The organism is Pseudomonas sp. Irchel s3h9, assembly GCF_900187475.1.
GTDB classification, from domain to species: Bacteria; Pseudomonadota; Gammaproteobacteria; order Pseudomonadales; family Pseudomonadaceae; genus Aquipseudomonas; species Aquipseudomonas neuropathica.
Genome location: NZ_FYDH01000023.1, coordinates 39,789 through 54,989, shown reverse-complemented (window position 1 = coordinate 54,989; position 15,201 = coordinate 39,789). Strand labels below are relative to the sequence as shown.

At 59.0% G+C, this 15,201-nt stretch carries 16 protein-coding genes; 9 read left to right on the top strand and 7 right to left on the bottom strand.

All coding sequences use genetic code 11. The annotated features are described in order from the left end of the window. The first annotated feature begins 2 nt into the window (after window positions 1–2). Together moaE and CKW26_RS28115 are read left to right on the top strand one after the other, a co-directional pair. On the top strand, window positions 3–455 hold the full coding sequence (gene moaE, locus CKW26_RS28120; RefSeq protein ID WP_095050974.1) for a molybdopterin synthase catalytic subunit MoaE: 453 nt from the start codon (window positions 3–5) through the stop codon (window positions 453–455). Window positions 456–719: 264 nt separating this feature from the next. Continuing rightward, window positions 720–1,496, top strand: coding sequence for an ABC transporter substrate-binding protein (locus tag CKW26_RS28115; RefSeq protein ID WP_095050973.1), 777 nt, complete (start codon window positions 720–722; stop codon window positions 1,494–1,496). A gap of 107 nt (window positions 1,497–1,603) precedes the next feature. Here the strand turns inward: CKW26_RS28115 and CKW26_RS28110 are convergent, their stop codons facing one another. From CKW26_RS28110 to CKW26_RS28090, 5 genes are all read right to left on the bottom strand, one after another. After that, window positions 1,604–2,230, bottom strand: a complete 627-nt coding sequence (locus CKW26_RS28110) for a transcriptional regulator (protein WP_064586076.1) — start codon at window positions 2,228–2,230, stop codon at window positions 1,604–1,606. 91 nt (window positions 2,231–2,321) lie between these two features. Next, window positions 2,322–3,449 carry an FAD-binding oxidoreductase gene (locus tag CKW26_RS28105; RefSeq protein WP_095050972.1) on the bottom strand — a complete coding sequence of 376 codons (1,128 nt, stop codon included), beginning with the start codon at window positions 3,447–3,449 and terminating at the stop codon, window positions 2,322–2,324. Between the two features lie 150 nt (window positions 3,450–3,599). After that, window positions 3,600–4,544, bottom strand: a complete 945-nt coding sequence (locus CKW26_RS28100) for an ornithine cyclodeaminase family protein (RefSeq protein ID WP_095050971.1) — start codon at window positions 4,542–4,544, stop codon at window positions 3,600–3,602. Window positions 4,545–4,680: 136 nt separating this feature from the next. Beyond that, entirely contained in the window at window positions 4,681–6,159 is a 1,479-nt protein-coding gene (rhlB, locus tag CKW26_RS28095) for an ATP-dependent RNA helicase RhlB (protein ID WP_095050970.1), read from the bottom strand. A gap of 97 nt (window positions 6,160–6,256) precedes the next feature. Beyond that, entirely contained in the window at window positions 6,257–6,913 is a 657-nt protein-coding gene (locus tag CKW26_RS28090) for an alpha/beta hydrolase (protein ID WP_095050969.1), read from the bottom strand. 468 nt (window positions 6,914–7,381) lie between these two features. Here CKW26_RS28090 and CKW26_RS28085 point away from each other — a divergent pair, with 468 nt between their 5' ends. From CKW26_RS28085 to CKW26_RS28070, 4 genes are all read left to right on the top strand, one after another. Continuing rightward, on the top strand, window positions 7,382–8,413 hold the full coding sequence (locus CKW26_RS28085) for an amino acid ABC transporter substrate-binding protein (RefSeq protein WP_095050968.1): 1,032 nt from the start codon (window positions 7,382–7,384) through the stop codon (window positions 8,411–8,413). 66 nt (window positions 8,414–8,479) lie between these two features. Further along, complete coding sequence (locus CKW26_RS28080; protein WP_095050967.1) at window positions 8,480–9,661, top strand: amino acid ABC transporter permease; 1,182 nt, start codon at window positions 8,480–8,482, stop codon at window positions 9,659–9,661. Between the two features lie 10 nt (window positions 9,662–9,671). Beyond that, entirely contained in the window at window positions 9,672–10,766 is a 1,095-nt protein-coding gene (locus tag CKW26_RS28075) for an amino acid ABC transporter permease (RefSeq protein WP_095050966.1), read from the top strand. 11 nt (window positions 10,767–10,777) lie between these two features. After that, window positions 10,778–11,542, top strand: coding sequence for an amino acid ABC transporter ATP-binding protein (locus CKW26_RS28070; protein ID WP_008080191.1), 765 nt, complete (start codon window positions 10,778–10,780; stop codon window positions 11,540–11,542). 52 nt (window positions 11,543–11,594) lie between these two features. On the opposite strand, the gene CKW26_RS28065 is transcribed toward CKW26_RS28070, so the two are convergent. Further along, entirely contained in the window at window positions 11,595–12,083 is a 489-nt protein-coding gene (locus CKW26_RS28065; protein ID WP_095050965.1) for a type II toxin-antitoxin system MqsA family antitoxin, read from the bottom strand. A 47-nt stretch (window positions 12,084–12,130) separates the two neighbouring features. After that, on the bottom strand, window positions 12,131–12,391 hold the full coding sequence (locus CKW26_RS28060; RefSeq protein WP_095050964.1) for a type II toxin-antitoxin system MqsR family toxin: 261 nt from the start codon (window positions 12,389–12,391) through the stop codon (window positions 12,131–12,133). 166 nt (window positions 12,392–12,557) lie between these two features. On the opposite strand from CKW26_RS28060, the gene CKW26_RS28055 reads away from it, so the two are divergent. The 3 genes from CKW26_RS28055 (at window position 12,558) to CKW26_RS28045 (ending at window position 15,186) form a co-directional block, all read left to right on the top strand. Then, complete coding sequence (locus CKW26_RS28055; RefSeq protein WP_095050963.1) at window positions 12,558–13,217, top strand: FadR/GntR family transcriptional regulator; 660 nt, start codon at window positions 12,558–12,560, stop codon at window positions 13,215–13,217. Beyond that, window positions 13,207–14,511 (top strand): CynX/NimT family MFS transporter, encoded by a 1,305-nt coding sequence (locus CKW26_RS28050; RefSeq protein ID WP_093436962.1) that lies wholly within the window; start codon window positions 13,207–13,209, stop codon window positions 14,509–14,511. Before CKW26_RS28055 ends, CKW26_RS28050 begins: the two co-directional genes overlap by 11 nt. 204 nt (window positions 14,512–14,715) lie before the next feature. After that, complete coding sequence (locus tag CKW26_RS28045) at window positions 14,716–15,186, top strand: nuclear transport factor 2 family protein (protein ID WP_077571232.1); 471 nt, start codon at window positions 14,716–14,718, stop codon at window positions 15,184–15,186. Window positions 15,187–15,201: the final 15 nt, after the last annotated feature.

Genomic DNA, 15,201 nt, shown 5'->3' with positions numbered 1-15,201 from the left:
CCATGGCAATTCGCGTGCAGGCCATGCCGTTCGATCCGGGCGCTGAAGTCAACGCGATGCATGCGGCCAATGTCGGCGTCGGCGCGGTGGTGAGTTTTGTCGGCTACGTGCGCGACTTTAACGACGGCCTCGATGTAGCGGGGATGTTCCTCGAACACTATCCGGGCATGACCGAAAAAGCCCTCGGTAAAATCGCCATCGAAGCCGAACAGCGCTGGCCGTTGCTGAAACTGGAAGTGCTGCACCGCATCGGCGCATTGGAGCCGGGCGAACCCATCGTGTTTGTCGGCGCCGCCAGCGCCCATCGCCAGGCCGCATTCGATGCCTGCGCCTTCGTCATGGACTACCTGAAAACCCGCGCGCCGTTCTGGAAGAAAGAAAACACCAGCGACGGGCCGCGTTGGGTTGAGGGGCGGGACAGTGATCATGCAGCGGCGGATCGCTGGAAGAAATAACTACTGTAGCGCCTTCAAATCAGCTATCGCGAGCAGGCTCACTCCTACAATTGGAATGCGTTCCCCTGTAGGAGTGAGCCTGCTCGCGATGACGTCATCTGCATCACCAAATCCTCCATCTTTGCCCGATTGACGCATTGTACATATAAGTCCAATATGGATTTACAAGTACAAAAAAGCTTCAGTCTTGCCGCTCGAAGCTCCCCGCTTCCAGTTGCTCTTCTTCATCTTGCCAAACCAACAACAACCCGCGAGAGAACGAACATGAAGAAACTCCCCCTCATCACCGGTCTGGCCCTCAGCCTGTTGGCCTCCGCCAGCGTGTTCGCCGCCGAGCAAACCCTGCGCATCGGTATCGAAGCCGCTTACCCGCCATTTGCGTCGAAAACCGACAAAGGCGAAATCGTCGGTTTCGACTACGACATCGGCAATGCACTGTGTGCGCAGATGAAGGTCAAGTGTGTGTGGGTCGAAGGTGAGTTCGACGGTCTGATTCCTTCGCTGAAAGTGAAAAAGATCGACATGGCGCTGTCCTCGATGACCATCAACGAAGACCGCAAGAAGTCGGTGGATTTCACCCACAAGTACTACTTCACTTCGTCACGACTGGTGATGAAGGAAGGCGCCACGGTCGACGATCAATACGCGAGCCTCAAGGGCAAGAATGTCGGCGTGCAGCGCGCGACCACCACCGATCGTTATGCCACCGAGGTGTTCGAGCCGAAGAGCATTAACGTCAAGCGCTACAGCAACAACGAAGAAATCTACATGGACCTGGCAGCGGGGCGGCTTGATGCGATTTTTGCCGACACCATTCCGCTGAATGACTTTTTGTCGATGCCGCGTGGCAAGGGTTATGCGTTTGTCGGGCCTGAGTTGAAGGATCCGAAGTACGTGGGCGAGGGCGCAGGGATTGCAGTGCGCAAGGGTAATGCAGAATTGGTCAGCCAGTTGAATGGCGCCATTGATGGCATTCGCGCGAGTGGCGAGTACCAGAAGATTTCCGAGAAGTATTTCAAGTCCGACATCTACGGCGACTGATAGTCCGTCATCGCTTGCAAGCCAGCTCCCACAGGTTTTGTGTACACCGTAAATCCTTGTGGGAGCTGGCTTGCCAGCGATGGGGCCGGATCAATCACCGCAAATCTCTAGCCCTTCAATTCCTTCAAATGCTTGTACACCGTCGCCCGCCCCATGTTCAGCACATTGGCCACATAGTTCGAGGCGCTCTTGCCCTTGAACGCGCCCTCGGCGTGCAGCGCCAGCACCAGTTCGCGTTTGTGATCGCGGGTCAGCAGGTTCAGGCTCAGCTGCCGTTCGCGCAGCCAGGCGTGGAGGAAAGTGTTGATGCGCTCCTGCCAGTCATCGCGAAACAGTGAGTCCGGTTGCGGGATCAGTTTGCTCGGCGAGAGGAACAGGTCCAGCGCGGCCTTGGCATTCTCGAACAGCGAAATATTCAGGTTGATGCACAACACCGCCAGTGGCCGGCCTTCGCTGTCGCGCAGCACGGTGCTCAGGCTGCGAATCTTCTGGCCATCCCAATTGAGCTTTTCGTACGGGCCGATATTGCGGTCGCTGACATCCTCGCTGAGCATGTCCTCCAGTGACGAGTCGTCGCCGATCTCGCGCTTGGACAGGTTGTTGGCGATGTAGTCGACCTTTTGCGTGCGCAGGTCGTGCAGCACCACTTCGGCGTGGGGAAAGAACAGCGTGGCGATGGCGTCGGCAACAGCGCGGAAGTTATCCAGCGCCGGGTCGAATTCAGGGGCAGTCATGACAGTGGAGCTCCAGGCAGCGTCAACGCCCCCGTGATCAGGAGGCGTTGCGAGTGTGCCGCAATCCGTTGGGCGCGTCATCCGTGGACAATCAGGCGAGGCGAGCGGGGGCGAGCATGGCGCTGTCCAGCCCGAACTGCTGCAAGTGCTCGGGCAACGGCTCGCCGCGTACCAACGCCGCGCTGGCTTGGCCCATCGCCGGGGAAGTCTGAATGCCGTAACCACCCTGCGCCGCCACCCAGAACAGCCCCGGCACCTGCTGATCGAAGCCACTGAGCAAATCACCGTCGGCGACGAAGCTGCGCAGGCCGGCCCACGTACGCGTCGGACGGCGGATGGTCAGCGTGGTGGCTTCTTCGATCTGGTAGATGCCCATGGCAATGTCCAGTTCTTCCGGCTGCACATCGTGAGGCTCGACCGGGTCGGCGTTGGCGGGCGAGCCGAGAAACATGCCGGCGTCGGGCTTCATATAGAAGGATTCGTCGAGGCTGACCAGCATCGGCCAGTGATGAATGTCGACGCCTTCCGGCCCGGCGAAAATGAACGCGGCGCGGCGCTTCGGTTGCAGGCCCAGCGGTTGGGCGCCGGCCAGTGTGCCGATCTTGTCGGCCCAGGCGCCGGCGGCGTTGATGATCACTGGCGCGCTGAACGTCTGGCCGTTGGTCTGAACACTCCAGAGGCCCTCGGTATCGCGACTGAGGCCTAGCACTTCGCAATCGGTGTGCACTTCGCCGTTGTTGCGGCGGATCCCGCGCAGGTAGCCCTGATGCAAGGCGTCAGTGTCGATGTCGCTGGCGCTCGGGTCATAGATCGCGCCGTGGACTTTTTCCCGACGCAGGATCGGCAGTCGCGCGCAGGCTTCGTCGGCGCTGAGCAGTTGCATCTCCGGCACGGTGGCTTTGGCGCTGAGATATTGGTTGTTAAGTTCGGCGGCATCACCGGTGAAATCCACGGTCATTTCACCGCGTGGGGTGAGCAGTGGGTGTTCGCAGAAACCGGCTGGCGGGTGGTCAAAAAACGCCCGGCTGGCCTGGGTCAGCGCGCGAACTTGTGGCGTGCCGTACGCGGCGGTAAACAGCGCGGCGGAGCGCCCGGTGGAGTGATAGGCCGGGTGGGATTCACGTTCGAGCACGATCACTTTGCCGTGCGGCGACAGCCAGAAACCGGTGGATGCGCCGGCAATCCCGCCGCCGATGATGATGAAATCTGCCTGGCTCATGTAGGTCTCCAGTGGATACGCAATATCGAGGCGTTCGCTAGTCCCTTGTGGGAGCGAGCCTGCTCGCGAAAGCGGTATATCAGTCGACATCTTCGGTGAATGTCAGACCGCTATCGCGAGCAGGCTCACTCCTACAGGGGATTTGTGGTGTTAGTGAGTCAAGTGATAAATCGCATTGGCGAGGGCGATGTCTTCCAGTCCCAGGCCGATTGAACGGAAGAACACGTGACGATCGTAATCGGGGCGCTGCACTTTCTCGCTGAGCAAGTCGGCGAGGTCGCCGACAATCGAATCCTTGCTCCAGCCATGCTGTTCACTGGCAATCAGCATCTCACCTGCCGAACCCGGCGTGGTCAGACGATAGTCGCAGAACACCTGCATGTCGTTGAGGCTCTGCGGCGGCACTTCATGGGCACGCTGGGCGTTGGTGCTGATCGAGGTGATCAGGGCTGGTTTGCTCAGCGCGGCCGGATCGATCACCGGGCCGGCGGACGAGGTGCACAGCATGATCACGTCGGCCTCGACGAGGGCGGCTTCACGGCTGTCAACGATCCTCAGGTTGGGAGTGATGGCTTTCAACAGTGCCTTGGTTTGAGCGTCGGCGGACAGGCTTGGCGAATACAGGCTGATGCTCTGCCAGTCGCGCAGACCTTTCACATAGTGCAGATGCGCCTGCGCAACCTTGCCGCTCCCGATGATTGCCAGTCGCGTGGCGTTTGTCGGAGCGAGGGTGTCGACCGCCACAGCCGTGGTCGCGGCGGTGCGCGCGGTGGTCAGTTCAGCGGCATCGCAGAGCAGCAGCGGTTGACCGGTTTTCATCGACATCAACAAGGTCCATGCCGTCACCAGCGCACCTTGCTCGCGAACGATATACGGCGAGGTCTTCACGCCGTACACGCCGTCTTCGGCCAGCACGCCCAGATAATTGATGAAGTCGCCGGCACCTTGCGGAAATTCCACCAGTTGCTGCGCCGGTTGCACGGCGTTACCCGCCGCAAGATCACGGAACAGCTTGCGCAGGATTTGCGGCACATCAATGCGCGCCAGCAGCTCACGGGCCTGATGCTGGTCGATCACGTAGGGCGTATTGGACATATCAGGCTCCGAGGATGAAAGATAAACTTATTAGTCCATTATGGACTTTTAGTTTTCTCTCGCAAGCACCTGATGAAACACCGGGCGAAAAAAAAGCGCAGTCCGTTGCCGGCTGCGCTTTTCCTTTAAACGTCGTTTACTGCGGACGCTTGCGCTCAACCGCGCGCAACAGATGCGTCGGCGGCGTTTCACAGCTGATCTTGCGACCGAGCTTCTCTTCGATGGACGGCAACTGGTAGGAGTCGTCCTCACCGGCGAAGCTGATCGACACACCGTCGGCGCCAGCACGACCGGTCCGGCCGATGCGGTGCACGTAGTCGTCCGGGACTTCCGGCAGGGTGAAGTTGATCACGTGGCTGATGCCGTCGATGTGGATGCCGCGACCGGCCACATCGGTGGCGACCAGCACGCGAATCTTGCCTTCGCGGAAACCTTCCAGGGTCTTGATGCGCTTGTGCTGTGGCACATCGCCGGACAGTTGCGCGGCGTTGATGCCATCGCGCACCAGGCGTTCTTCGATGCGGCGCACTTCGTCCTTGCGGTTGGCAAACACGATCACTCGTTCCCAGCCGTTATCGTTGACCAGGTTGTAGAGCAGTTTGTACTTGTCGGCACCGGCCACCGCATAGATGTGCTGCTCGACGTTTTCGTTGGCAACGTTGGTGATTTCGATTTCGACGATCGCAGGGTCGGTGGTCCACTGCTTGGCGAGGTTCATCACGTCTTCGGTGAAGGTCGCGGAAAACAGCAAGGTCTGGCGCTCGGATTTCGGCGGCGTCTGGCGAATGATCTGACGTACCTGCGGGATGAAACCCATGTCGAGCATGCGATCGGCTTCGTCCAGCACCATCACTTCGACCATGTCCAGGTGCACGTCGCCACGCTGGTTAAAGTCGAGCAGACGGCCCGGTGTGGCGACGAGGATGTCGCAGTGACGCGCTTCGAGGTGCTTGAGCTGCTTGTCGAAGTCCATGCCGCCAACAAACGTCATGACGTTGAGGCCGGTGTACTTGGTCAGGTCAGCGGCGTCCTTGGCGATTTGTACCACCAGCTCACGGGTCGGCGCGATGATCAGCGCACGGGGTTCGCCCATGTAGCGTTCTTTCGGCGGCGGGGTCTGCAGCAGCTGGGTGATGATCGAGATCAGGAACGCGGCGGTTTTACCGGTGCCGGTCTGCGCACGGCCAATGGCGTCTTTGCCGGCGAGGGTGTAACCCAGGACCTGCGCCTGAATCGGCGTGCAGTACGGAAAACCCAGATCCTGGATGGCGTGCATCAGTTCTGGAGACAGCTTGAAATCGTGGAAGCGGGTTTTGCCTTCCTGTGGCTCGACGACGAAATCCTCGAGTTTCCACGGAATAACCGGTGCCTTGGGCTTCGGTTCGCGGCGCGGTCTGGCCGGTTTCGGCGCTTCGCTGCGGGCAGGTTCGGCAGCGATTGGCGCGGCCGGTGCAGGTTGTGGTTCTGCCTTCGGTGCCGCTACGTGAGCGGGGCGGTCGGCCTGTGGCGCATCGTTGCGATGACCGGGGGCGTGCGACGGCGCACTGGGAACTGGCGCGAGCTGCTCAGCCTCGCTTTTACCGAACATCTTCTTGAGTGCTTTGAGCACGGTCATCTCATCAATTGGTTAAGGAATGTACGCCGGCCAGTGTAATGCAAGAAACGGGCGCGGCGAAGTGGGAGGGATCAAAGGGCGGCTTTAATCTCGACGCTTAGCGCAAACGTTCGGTCAACCAGGCACCGATGTCGCGAATTTCCTCGGGTAACACTTCGTGCTCCATTGGGTATTCCTGCCATGTCACGGTGACACCATGCTTCACCAAATGCTCATAAGCACTGCGCCCCATCGAGTTTTGCACCACGCCATCGAACTGGCCGTGCAGGCATATCGCGCGAATCCGCTGCTGACTGGCTGACAGCTCCATATCATCACTGAAGGTCGGCGCATATGTCGACAACGCCAGCACGCCGCCCAATGGCCCCTGCCATTTCATAAATGCAGTGTGCAACACCACCGCGCCACCCTGGGAAAACCCGGCGAGAAAAATTCGCGAGGCGTCTATTCCGCTGGCGCGCTCGTTTTCGATCAATTCAATGATGCGATCCGCCGACGCTTCCAGCTCATCACGATCGATCGCGCGCGCCGGGCTCATGGCTTTGATGTCGTACCAGCTTGGCATGGCATATCCGCCATTTATCGTCACTGGACGAGTTGGCGCCTGTGGCAACACGAAGCGAGTGCTCAGCAGGCTTTCCTGCAATGCCTCGGCCACCGGCAGGAAGTCGTAACGGTCGGCGCCGAGGCCGTGCAGCCAGATCACGCAGGCGTCTGCGGGCTTAACAGGCTGAAGAATCAAGGGCTCGGTCATGTCTGCTCCAAAAATGTGCGGGCGCTCTCATTAAGTGCGTGGTTCGAGTGCGCGTCCGGTTGATCCGTTAAGAAGATGTCGCAAGGTTACAAGTTTTGCTATTGACCTGTCGCCGAATCGATTCGGTGAGCGGTGTGGTACGGGCTTTGCTATGGCTTGAACCGTGCAACCGATCTTGCGTGGGCGGTAACACTATCAGTGTACGACCCGCGACGGGATTGCAAAGAATCCGGTGATGGATGTTCGCCAATGGCCGCTACGGGCTTAGCGAATGTGAAAGGGCTACAGCCCGTTCGGCCGATTGGTGAGAAGTGAGTTGTCCATGATGTGGATTTTTCTCCTACTAGACTCATAGCGAAGGTCTTACGTCGGTTGACCCCAAAAAAAGCCAACACGGGTCAACAACGCCTCAAAAGGGTGCGACTGGACTCAAGCTCCGACACAACAAGAGCAAAACTGGAGGTTTGAATGAAGATGTTGAAATCCACTCTGGCGATCGTGACTGCAGCAACAGTTCTCGGCGTCAGCGGGTTCGCTCAGGCGGGTGCAACCCTGGATGCCGTGCAGAAGAAAGGTTTCGTGCAGTGTGGCGTGAGCGACGGTCTGCCGGGCTTCTCGGTACCGGACGCAACCGGCAAGATCCTCGGGATCGACGCTGACGTCTGCCGCGCTGTGGCCGCTGCCGTATTCGGCGACGCGACCAAGGTCAAATTCAGTCAGTTGAACGCCAAAGAGCGCTTCACCGCGCTGCAATCGGGCGAGATCGACATCCTGTCGCGCAACACCACCATGACCAGTTCCCGTGACGCGGGCATGGGCCTGAAATTCCCAGGCTTCATTACCTACTACGACGGCATCGGTTTCCTGGTTAACAACAAGCTGGGCGTGAAAAGTGCCAAAGAGCTGGACGGTGCAACCATCTGCATCCAGGCCGGTACCACCACCGAGCTGAACGTTTCCGACTACTTCCGTGGCAACGGTCTGAAATACACCCCGATCACCTTCGACACCTCCGATGAAAGCGCCAAGTCGCTGGAATCCGGTCGTTGCGACGTGCTGACCTCCGACAAGTCCCAACTGTTCGCCCAGCGCTCCAAGCTGGCCTCGCCGAAGGACTACGTGGTTCTGCCGGAAACCATTTCCAAAGAACCGCTGGGCCCGGTCGTACGTAACGGTGATGATGAGTGGCTGGCCATCGTGCGCTGGGTTGGCTACGCGCTGCTCAATGCTGAAGAAGCCGGTATCACTTCGAAGAACGTCGAAGCCGAAGCCAAGTCGACCAAGAACCCGGACGTTGCCCGTATGCTTGGCGCTGACGGCGAGTACGGCAAAGACCTGAAACTGCCGAAAGACTGGGTTGTGCAGATCGTCAAACAAGTCGGCAACTACGGCGAAATCTTCGAGAAAAACCTCGGCAAGAGCACTCCGCTGGAAATTGACCGCGGCTTGAACGCCCTGTGGAACAACGGCGGCATTCAGTACGCACCACCAGTGCGCTAATGGTTCTATCACCCGGCGGGCCAACCGCCGGGTGATGTTCTTGTTCCATTTCTTCCGGGGCACTTCATGCAAAATTCAATCGGCGCACCAAAGCAGAGGCTCAGCCTCAGCGATCCACGAGTGCGTGCGTGGCTATTCCAGATCATCACCGTTGTGGCGGTGGTCTCGCTGGGCTGGTACTTGTTCGACAACACGCAAACCAACCTTCAGCACCGGGGCATTACTTCCGGTTTCGGCTTTCTGGAGCGCAGTGCCGGGTTCGGCATCGCTCAACACCTGATCGACTACACGGAAGCGGACAGCTATGCCCGCGTCTTTGTCATCGGTCTGCTCAACACCCTGTTGGTGACCGTGATCGGCGTGATTCTGGCGACGATCCTCGGTTTCATCATCGGCGTGGCGCGGCTGTCGCAGAACTGGATCATCAGCAAACTGGCGACTGTATATGTGGAAGTGTTCCGCAACATTCCGCCGCTGCTGCAAATCCTGTTCTGGTACTTCGCGGTATTCCTGACCATGCCGGGACCGCGCAACAGTCATAACTTCGGTGACACCTTCTTCGTCAGCAGCCGAGGCCTGAACATGCCGGCCGCGTTGGCCGCTGATGGTTTCTGGGCGTTCGTGATCAGCATCGTGGTGGCCATCGTCGGCATCGTGCTGATGTGCCGCTGGGCCAACAAGCGCTTTGAAGAAACCGGCGTGCCGTTCCACAAGTTCTGGGTGGGCCTGGCGATTCTGCTGGTGATCCCGACCTTGTGCGCACTGATCTTCGGCGCTCCGCTGCACTGGGAAATGCCTGAACTCAAAGGCTTTAACTTTGTTGGCGGCTGGGTGCTGATCCCGGAACTGCTCGCCTTGACCCTGGCCCTGACCGTGTACACCGCGGCGTTTATCGCCGAGATCGTGCGTTCGGGCATCAAATCGGTCAGCCATGGCCAGACAGAAGCGGCGCGCTCGCTCGGCCTGCGCAACGGCCCGACGCTGCGCAAGGTGATCATTCCGCAAGCCCTGCGCGTGATCATTCCGCCCCTGACCAGCCAATACCTCAATCTGGCGAAGAACTCCTCGCTGGCGGCCGGTATCGGTTACCCGGAAATGGTGTCGCTGTTCGCCGGCACCGTGCTCAACCAGACCGGTCAAGCCATCGAAGTGATTGCCATCACGATGAGCGTGTACCTGGCGATCAGTATCAGCATCTCTCTGCTGATGAACTGGTACAACAAGCGCATTGCGCTGATCGAGCGGTAAGGAAAAGCGCATGAGTACTCATACTTTCAAACCCGACATGCCCCCACCGAACAGCAGCATCGGCGTGGTGGCGTGGATGCGCGCGAACATGTTCTCCAGCTGGCTCAACACCTTGCTGACGCTGTTTGCGTTCTACCTGATTTATCTCGTGGTGCCTCCGATCCTCAGCTGGGCGATTGTCGATGCCAACTGGGTCGGCACCACCCGCGCCGACTGCACCAAGGAGGGCGCCTGCTGGGTGTTCATTCAGCAGCGTTTCGGCCAGTTCATGTACGGCTACTACCCGACGGAACTGCGCTGGCGTGTCGACCTGACCGTGTGGCTGGCGGTGATCGGCGCGGCACCATTGTTCATCTCGCGTGTGCCGCGTAAAGCGATCTACGGGCTGAGCTTTCTGGTGCTGTATCCGATCATTGCCTTCACCTTGCTGCACGGCGGTTTCGGTCTGACCACCGTGGCAACCAGCCAGTGGGGCGGTCTGATGCTGACCCTGGTGATCGCCACTGTCGGTATCGCCGGTGCGTTGCCGCTGGGGATTGTGCTGGCGCTGGGTCGACGTTCGAACATGCCGGCGATTCGTGTTGTCTGCGTGACCTTCATTGAGTTCTGGCGCGGCGTGCCGTTGATTACGGTGTTGTTCATGTCTTCGGTGATGCTGCCGTTGTTCCTGCCTGAAGGCATGAATTTCGACAAGCTGCTGCGGGCGCTGATCGGCGTGATCCTGTTCCAGTCGGCCTACGTCGCCGAAGTGGTGCGTGGCGGTCTGCAAGCGATCCCCAAAGGACAGTACGAAGCCGCTGCCGCGATGGGCCTCGGTTATTGGCGTTCGATGGGCCTGGTGATTCTGCCGCAAGCCCTGAAGATGGTGATCCCCGGCATCGTCAACACCTTCATTGCGCTGTTCAAGGACACCAGTCTGGTGATCATCATCGGCCTGTTTGACCTGCTCAACAGCGTCAAACAAGCCGCTGCCGATCCCAAATGGCTGGGCATGGCCACCGAAGGCTACGTGTTCGCCGCCTTGGTGTTCTGGATTTTCTGTTTTGGTATGTCGCGCTATTCCATGCATCTGGAACGCAAGCTCGACACTGGCCACAAGCGTTAGGAGTTCTGTAAATGAGTGAAGCAATCAAAAAGCCTGTAGGTCCTGAAGGCATTATTCAGATGCAGGGCGTCAACAAGTGGTACGGCCAGTTCCACGTGCTCAAAGACATCAACCTCAACGTCAAACAAGGCGAGCGTATCGTCCTGTGCGGGCCGTCGGGTTCCGGTAAGTCGACGACGATTCGTTGCCTCAATCGTCTGGAAGAACACCAGCAGGGCCGCATCGTCGTCGATGGCGTGGAGCTGACCAACGACCTCAAGCAGATCGAAGCGATCCGCCGTGAAGTCGGCATGGTGTTCCAGCACTTCAACCTGTTCCCGCACCTGACCATTTTGCAGAACTGCACCCTAGCGCCGATGTGGGTACGCAAGATGCCCAAGCGCAAGGCCGAAGAAATCGCCATGCACTACCTGGAGCGCGTTCGCATTCCTGAGCAGGCGCACAAGTTTCCGGGGCAACTGTCCGGTGGTCAGCAACAGCGTGTGGCGATCGCCCGCGCGCTGTGCATGAAACCGAAAATCATGCTGTTCGATGAACCGACTTCAGCGCTCGATCCGGAGATGGTGAAAGAGGTTCTGGACACCATGATCGGCCTGGCTGAAGACGGCATGACCATGCTTTGCGTGACTCACGAGATGGGCTTTGCCCGTACTGTGGCCAACCGCGTGATCTTCATGGACAAAGGTGAAATCGTTGAACAGGCGGCGCCGAATGATTTCTTCGATAATCCGCAGAACGAGCGGACGAAGTTGTTCTTGAGTCAGATTTTGCATTGATGGTTTGTGTGTAAATCAAACCCGGCCTTGTGCCGGGTTTGTTTTTTGTGGGTCAGGATACGGTGAGGGTTTCGTGTTCTTTGTGGACTGTGTGCTTGAAACCTCGCAGGTCTGCGCCTTCTGCCAAGGTTTGAATATCGACAAGCATGTAGGGATGTCGGTCCAGCAGGCGCATGAGCAGCACCAATGCTCTGGGTGGAAGTAATTCACCCCGCTCGTAACGAGAGAACGCGTTATGCCCGCCGCCGGAGAGCAGTTGCACCGTCTCTTTTTGCGTCAGGTGCAATTTGCGTCGAATACGTTTCATCTCGGCACCGATCATTTGTCTGGCGGCGATAACCAGCTCATCGCCTGCTTTCGTATAACGTTCCGCGCTATCGGTATCGTCATCCCACTCGACTTCGCCGCACTGCTGGCATTCCCAGCCAGAAAGATCGGTTACACGGCGCTCCATGCCTTTGACACTCAGGGTCTCGCCTCGCCCCTCGAAATGCCTCATTCCCTCACGGGCACCACAGCTGAAACATTGCCGGGTTTTCATGGGTTTTTCTCCTTGAAGGAGATTACCGGTGCGCCGCCGGCAGGGCGCTATGTCACCTTGATGTAAATCTCCAGATCTTGTGAATGGGTGTGATACACGTCCTGCCAGACTCGATGATCGTCATAGCTGGTCATCGACTTGTACAACATCCTGTTCTGCAGCTCGTAAACGATTTCTTGCATCTCTCTTATGCTAAAGCCGAGAAGATCACCGGATTCTGCAGAGCTTCTGGTAAAGGCCCTTCTTCCAAGCCGCCTGACCTCAGCCTTGATCACCGCCAGCTCATAATGGGGTGTGTTCTTTTCCATAAGAAACCAAAACCCTGTCCCTGAAATTACCCTTAAAGGGTAATTTTCACCAATCGAAAATATCGCTCCATGTGTCTCCGATTGACCCTAGGTGGTTGCCGTCCTACACGGGTCTGACTAACATGTCAGAAAATTCATCCTATGATTGGATGAAAGGGAAAATCCTATGTCAGATATCTCTCCACTCGTTAAGCGATCCCTGGTCGATCAGGCTCTGGATCAGCTTCGTCAGCGCATCAACAGCGGTGCCTGGCAGGTTGGCGAGCGTTTGCCGACCGAACCCGAGCTGTGCGCCGAGCTGGGCATCAGCCGCAACACCGTGCGCGAAGCCATGCGCGTGCTGGCGTTTTCCGGACTGATCGAGATTCGCCAGGGCGATGGCAGTTACTTGCGCGCCGTGGTCGATCCGCTCGATACGCTAAAAGCGTTGTCACGCTGCTCGCTGGATCAGGCACGGGAAACCCGGCACATTCTCGAAGTCGAGGCCATCGGCCTGGCGGCGTTGCGCCGTACCGACGAGGACCTCGTCGCATTGCGTGAAGCGCTCGGCACCAGCGGCAGCCACTACCACGGCGATCTCGACACCTATATCGCCTGCGATCTGGTGTTCCACCGTCGTCTGGTCGATGCCGCGCACAACCCGACCCTCAGCGAGCTTTATCGCTATTTCTCGAGCATCGTCGGTGCGCAATTGCGCCAGACCCTGAATATCGTCCCGCGCCGTCAGGAAGTGTTCGACTTGCATATCGAGTTACTCGATGCGGTCGAGCAACGCGACCCGGAACGGGCCAAAGCTTTGTCGAGGCAGTTGATCAATGAACCTTGAAACCGAGAAATCCATGTCCCGCAGTGAGCTATCCACAACCCCCAAACGCACGGCAGAACTCGAAGAGCTGCTGATCGATGCCGAGGCTGACGACGAGCAAGTGCAACAAAGCCATCCGCTGGTGCGCCGGCCGTGGTTGTTGCTGCTCGGCTTGATTCTGGTCGCGCTGAATTTGCGTCCGGCGCTGTCGAGCATGGCGCCGCTGCTCAGTGATGTGTCGAAGAGCCTCGGTTTGTCGGCGGCTCAGGCCGGTTTGCTGACCACACTGCCAGTGCTGTGCCTGGGATTGTTCGCCCCACTGGCACCGATTCTGGCGCGGCGTTTTGGCGCTGAACGGGTGGTGTTGGGAATTCTACTGACACTGGCCGGCGGGATTATCTTGCGCAGCAACTTCGGCGAGATCGGCCTGTTCGCTGGCAGCGTATTGGGCGGCGCGAGTATCGGCATCATCGGAGTTTTGCTGCCGGGCATCGTCAAGCGCGACTTCGCCAAACACGCCGGCACCATGACCGGCGTGTACACCATGGCGTTGTGTCTGGGCGCGGCGATGGCGGCGGGTTCCAGCGTGCCGCTGAGTGAACATTTCGGTCACAGTTGGGCGATGGGCCTGGGTTTCTGGGTGATTCCGGCGCTGGTTGCAGCGGTGTTCTGGCTGCCGCAAGTCGGGCAGAAACATGGCGCGCACAACGTCGCCTACCGTGTGCGCGGGTTGCTGCGTGATCCGTTGGCCTGGCAGGTGACCTTGTACATGGGCCTGCAATCGTCGCTGGCCTACATTGTGTTCGGCTGGTTGCCGTCGATCCTGATTGGTCGCGGCCTGACGCCGACCCAGGCCGGTCTGGTGTTGTCCGGTTCGGTGATCATCCAGCTCGCCAGTTCGTTGGCTGCGCCGTGGCTGGCGACGCGCGGCAAGGATCAGCGTCTGGCGATCGTCGTGGTCATGGCGCTGACTCTTGGCGGGCTGTTCGGTTGCCTGTACGCGCCGATCGAAGGCCTGTGGGGGTGGGCGATTCTGTTGGGGCTGGGGCAGGGCGGTACGTTCAGTCTGGCGCTGACGTTGATTGTGCTGCGTTCGCGTGATTCGCATGTTGCGGCGAATCTGTCGAGCATGTCTCAGGGTTTCGGTTACACGTTGGCGTCGATGGGGCCGTTTGCGGTCGGCGTGGTGCATGACTGGACCGGCGGCTGGAATGCCGTGGGCTGGATCTTCGGCATCATTGGCACCGGCGCGATCATCGCCGGCCTCGGCGCCGGGCGTGCGCTGTACGTGCAAGTGCAAAGCGAAAAAATCTGACGCGGTTCAAACTGTAGGAGTGAGCCTGCTCGCGATAGCTTTATACCAGTCAACGTTGCGCTGACTGACACACCGCTATCGCGAGCAGGCTCACTCCTGCATGGGTTTTGTGTACAGCGGGTATTCGGTTTACGAATGCCGATAGTGTTTCTGCGCATTGCAGATTATGGTGCTGGCACTCTGTACCTATTTTGGAGTTTGCCCATGAGCGAAGCCCACGCCGCGTTGATCACCCGCTTCTACCAGGCCTTCCAGCGCCTCGATGCCGAAGCCATGGCCGCCTGCTACACCGACGACGTCGTGTTCAGTGATCCGGCCTTCGGCGAACTGCGCGGGCGCGATGCCGGCGACATGTGGCGCATGCTCACCACCCGCGCCAAAGACTTCTCGCTGACCTTCGACAACGTCCGCGCCGATGAGCGCAGCGGTGGCGCACATTGGGTCGCGACCTACCTGTTCAGCCAGACCGGCAACATTGTCATCAACGATATCCAGGCCCGTTTCGTCTTCCGTGACGGCAAGATCTGCGAGCACCACGATCACTTCGATCTGTGGCGCTGGTCGCGTCAGGCCCTCGGTTTCAAAGGCCTGCTGCTGGGCTGGACACCACTGGTGCGCAACGCCGTGCGCGCCCAGGCATTGAAGGGACTGAAGGCATTTCAGGCCGGTCGCTGATAAGATCGCCGCCTG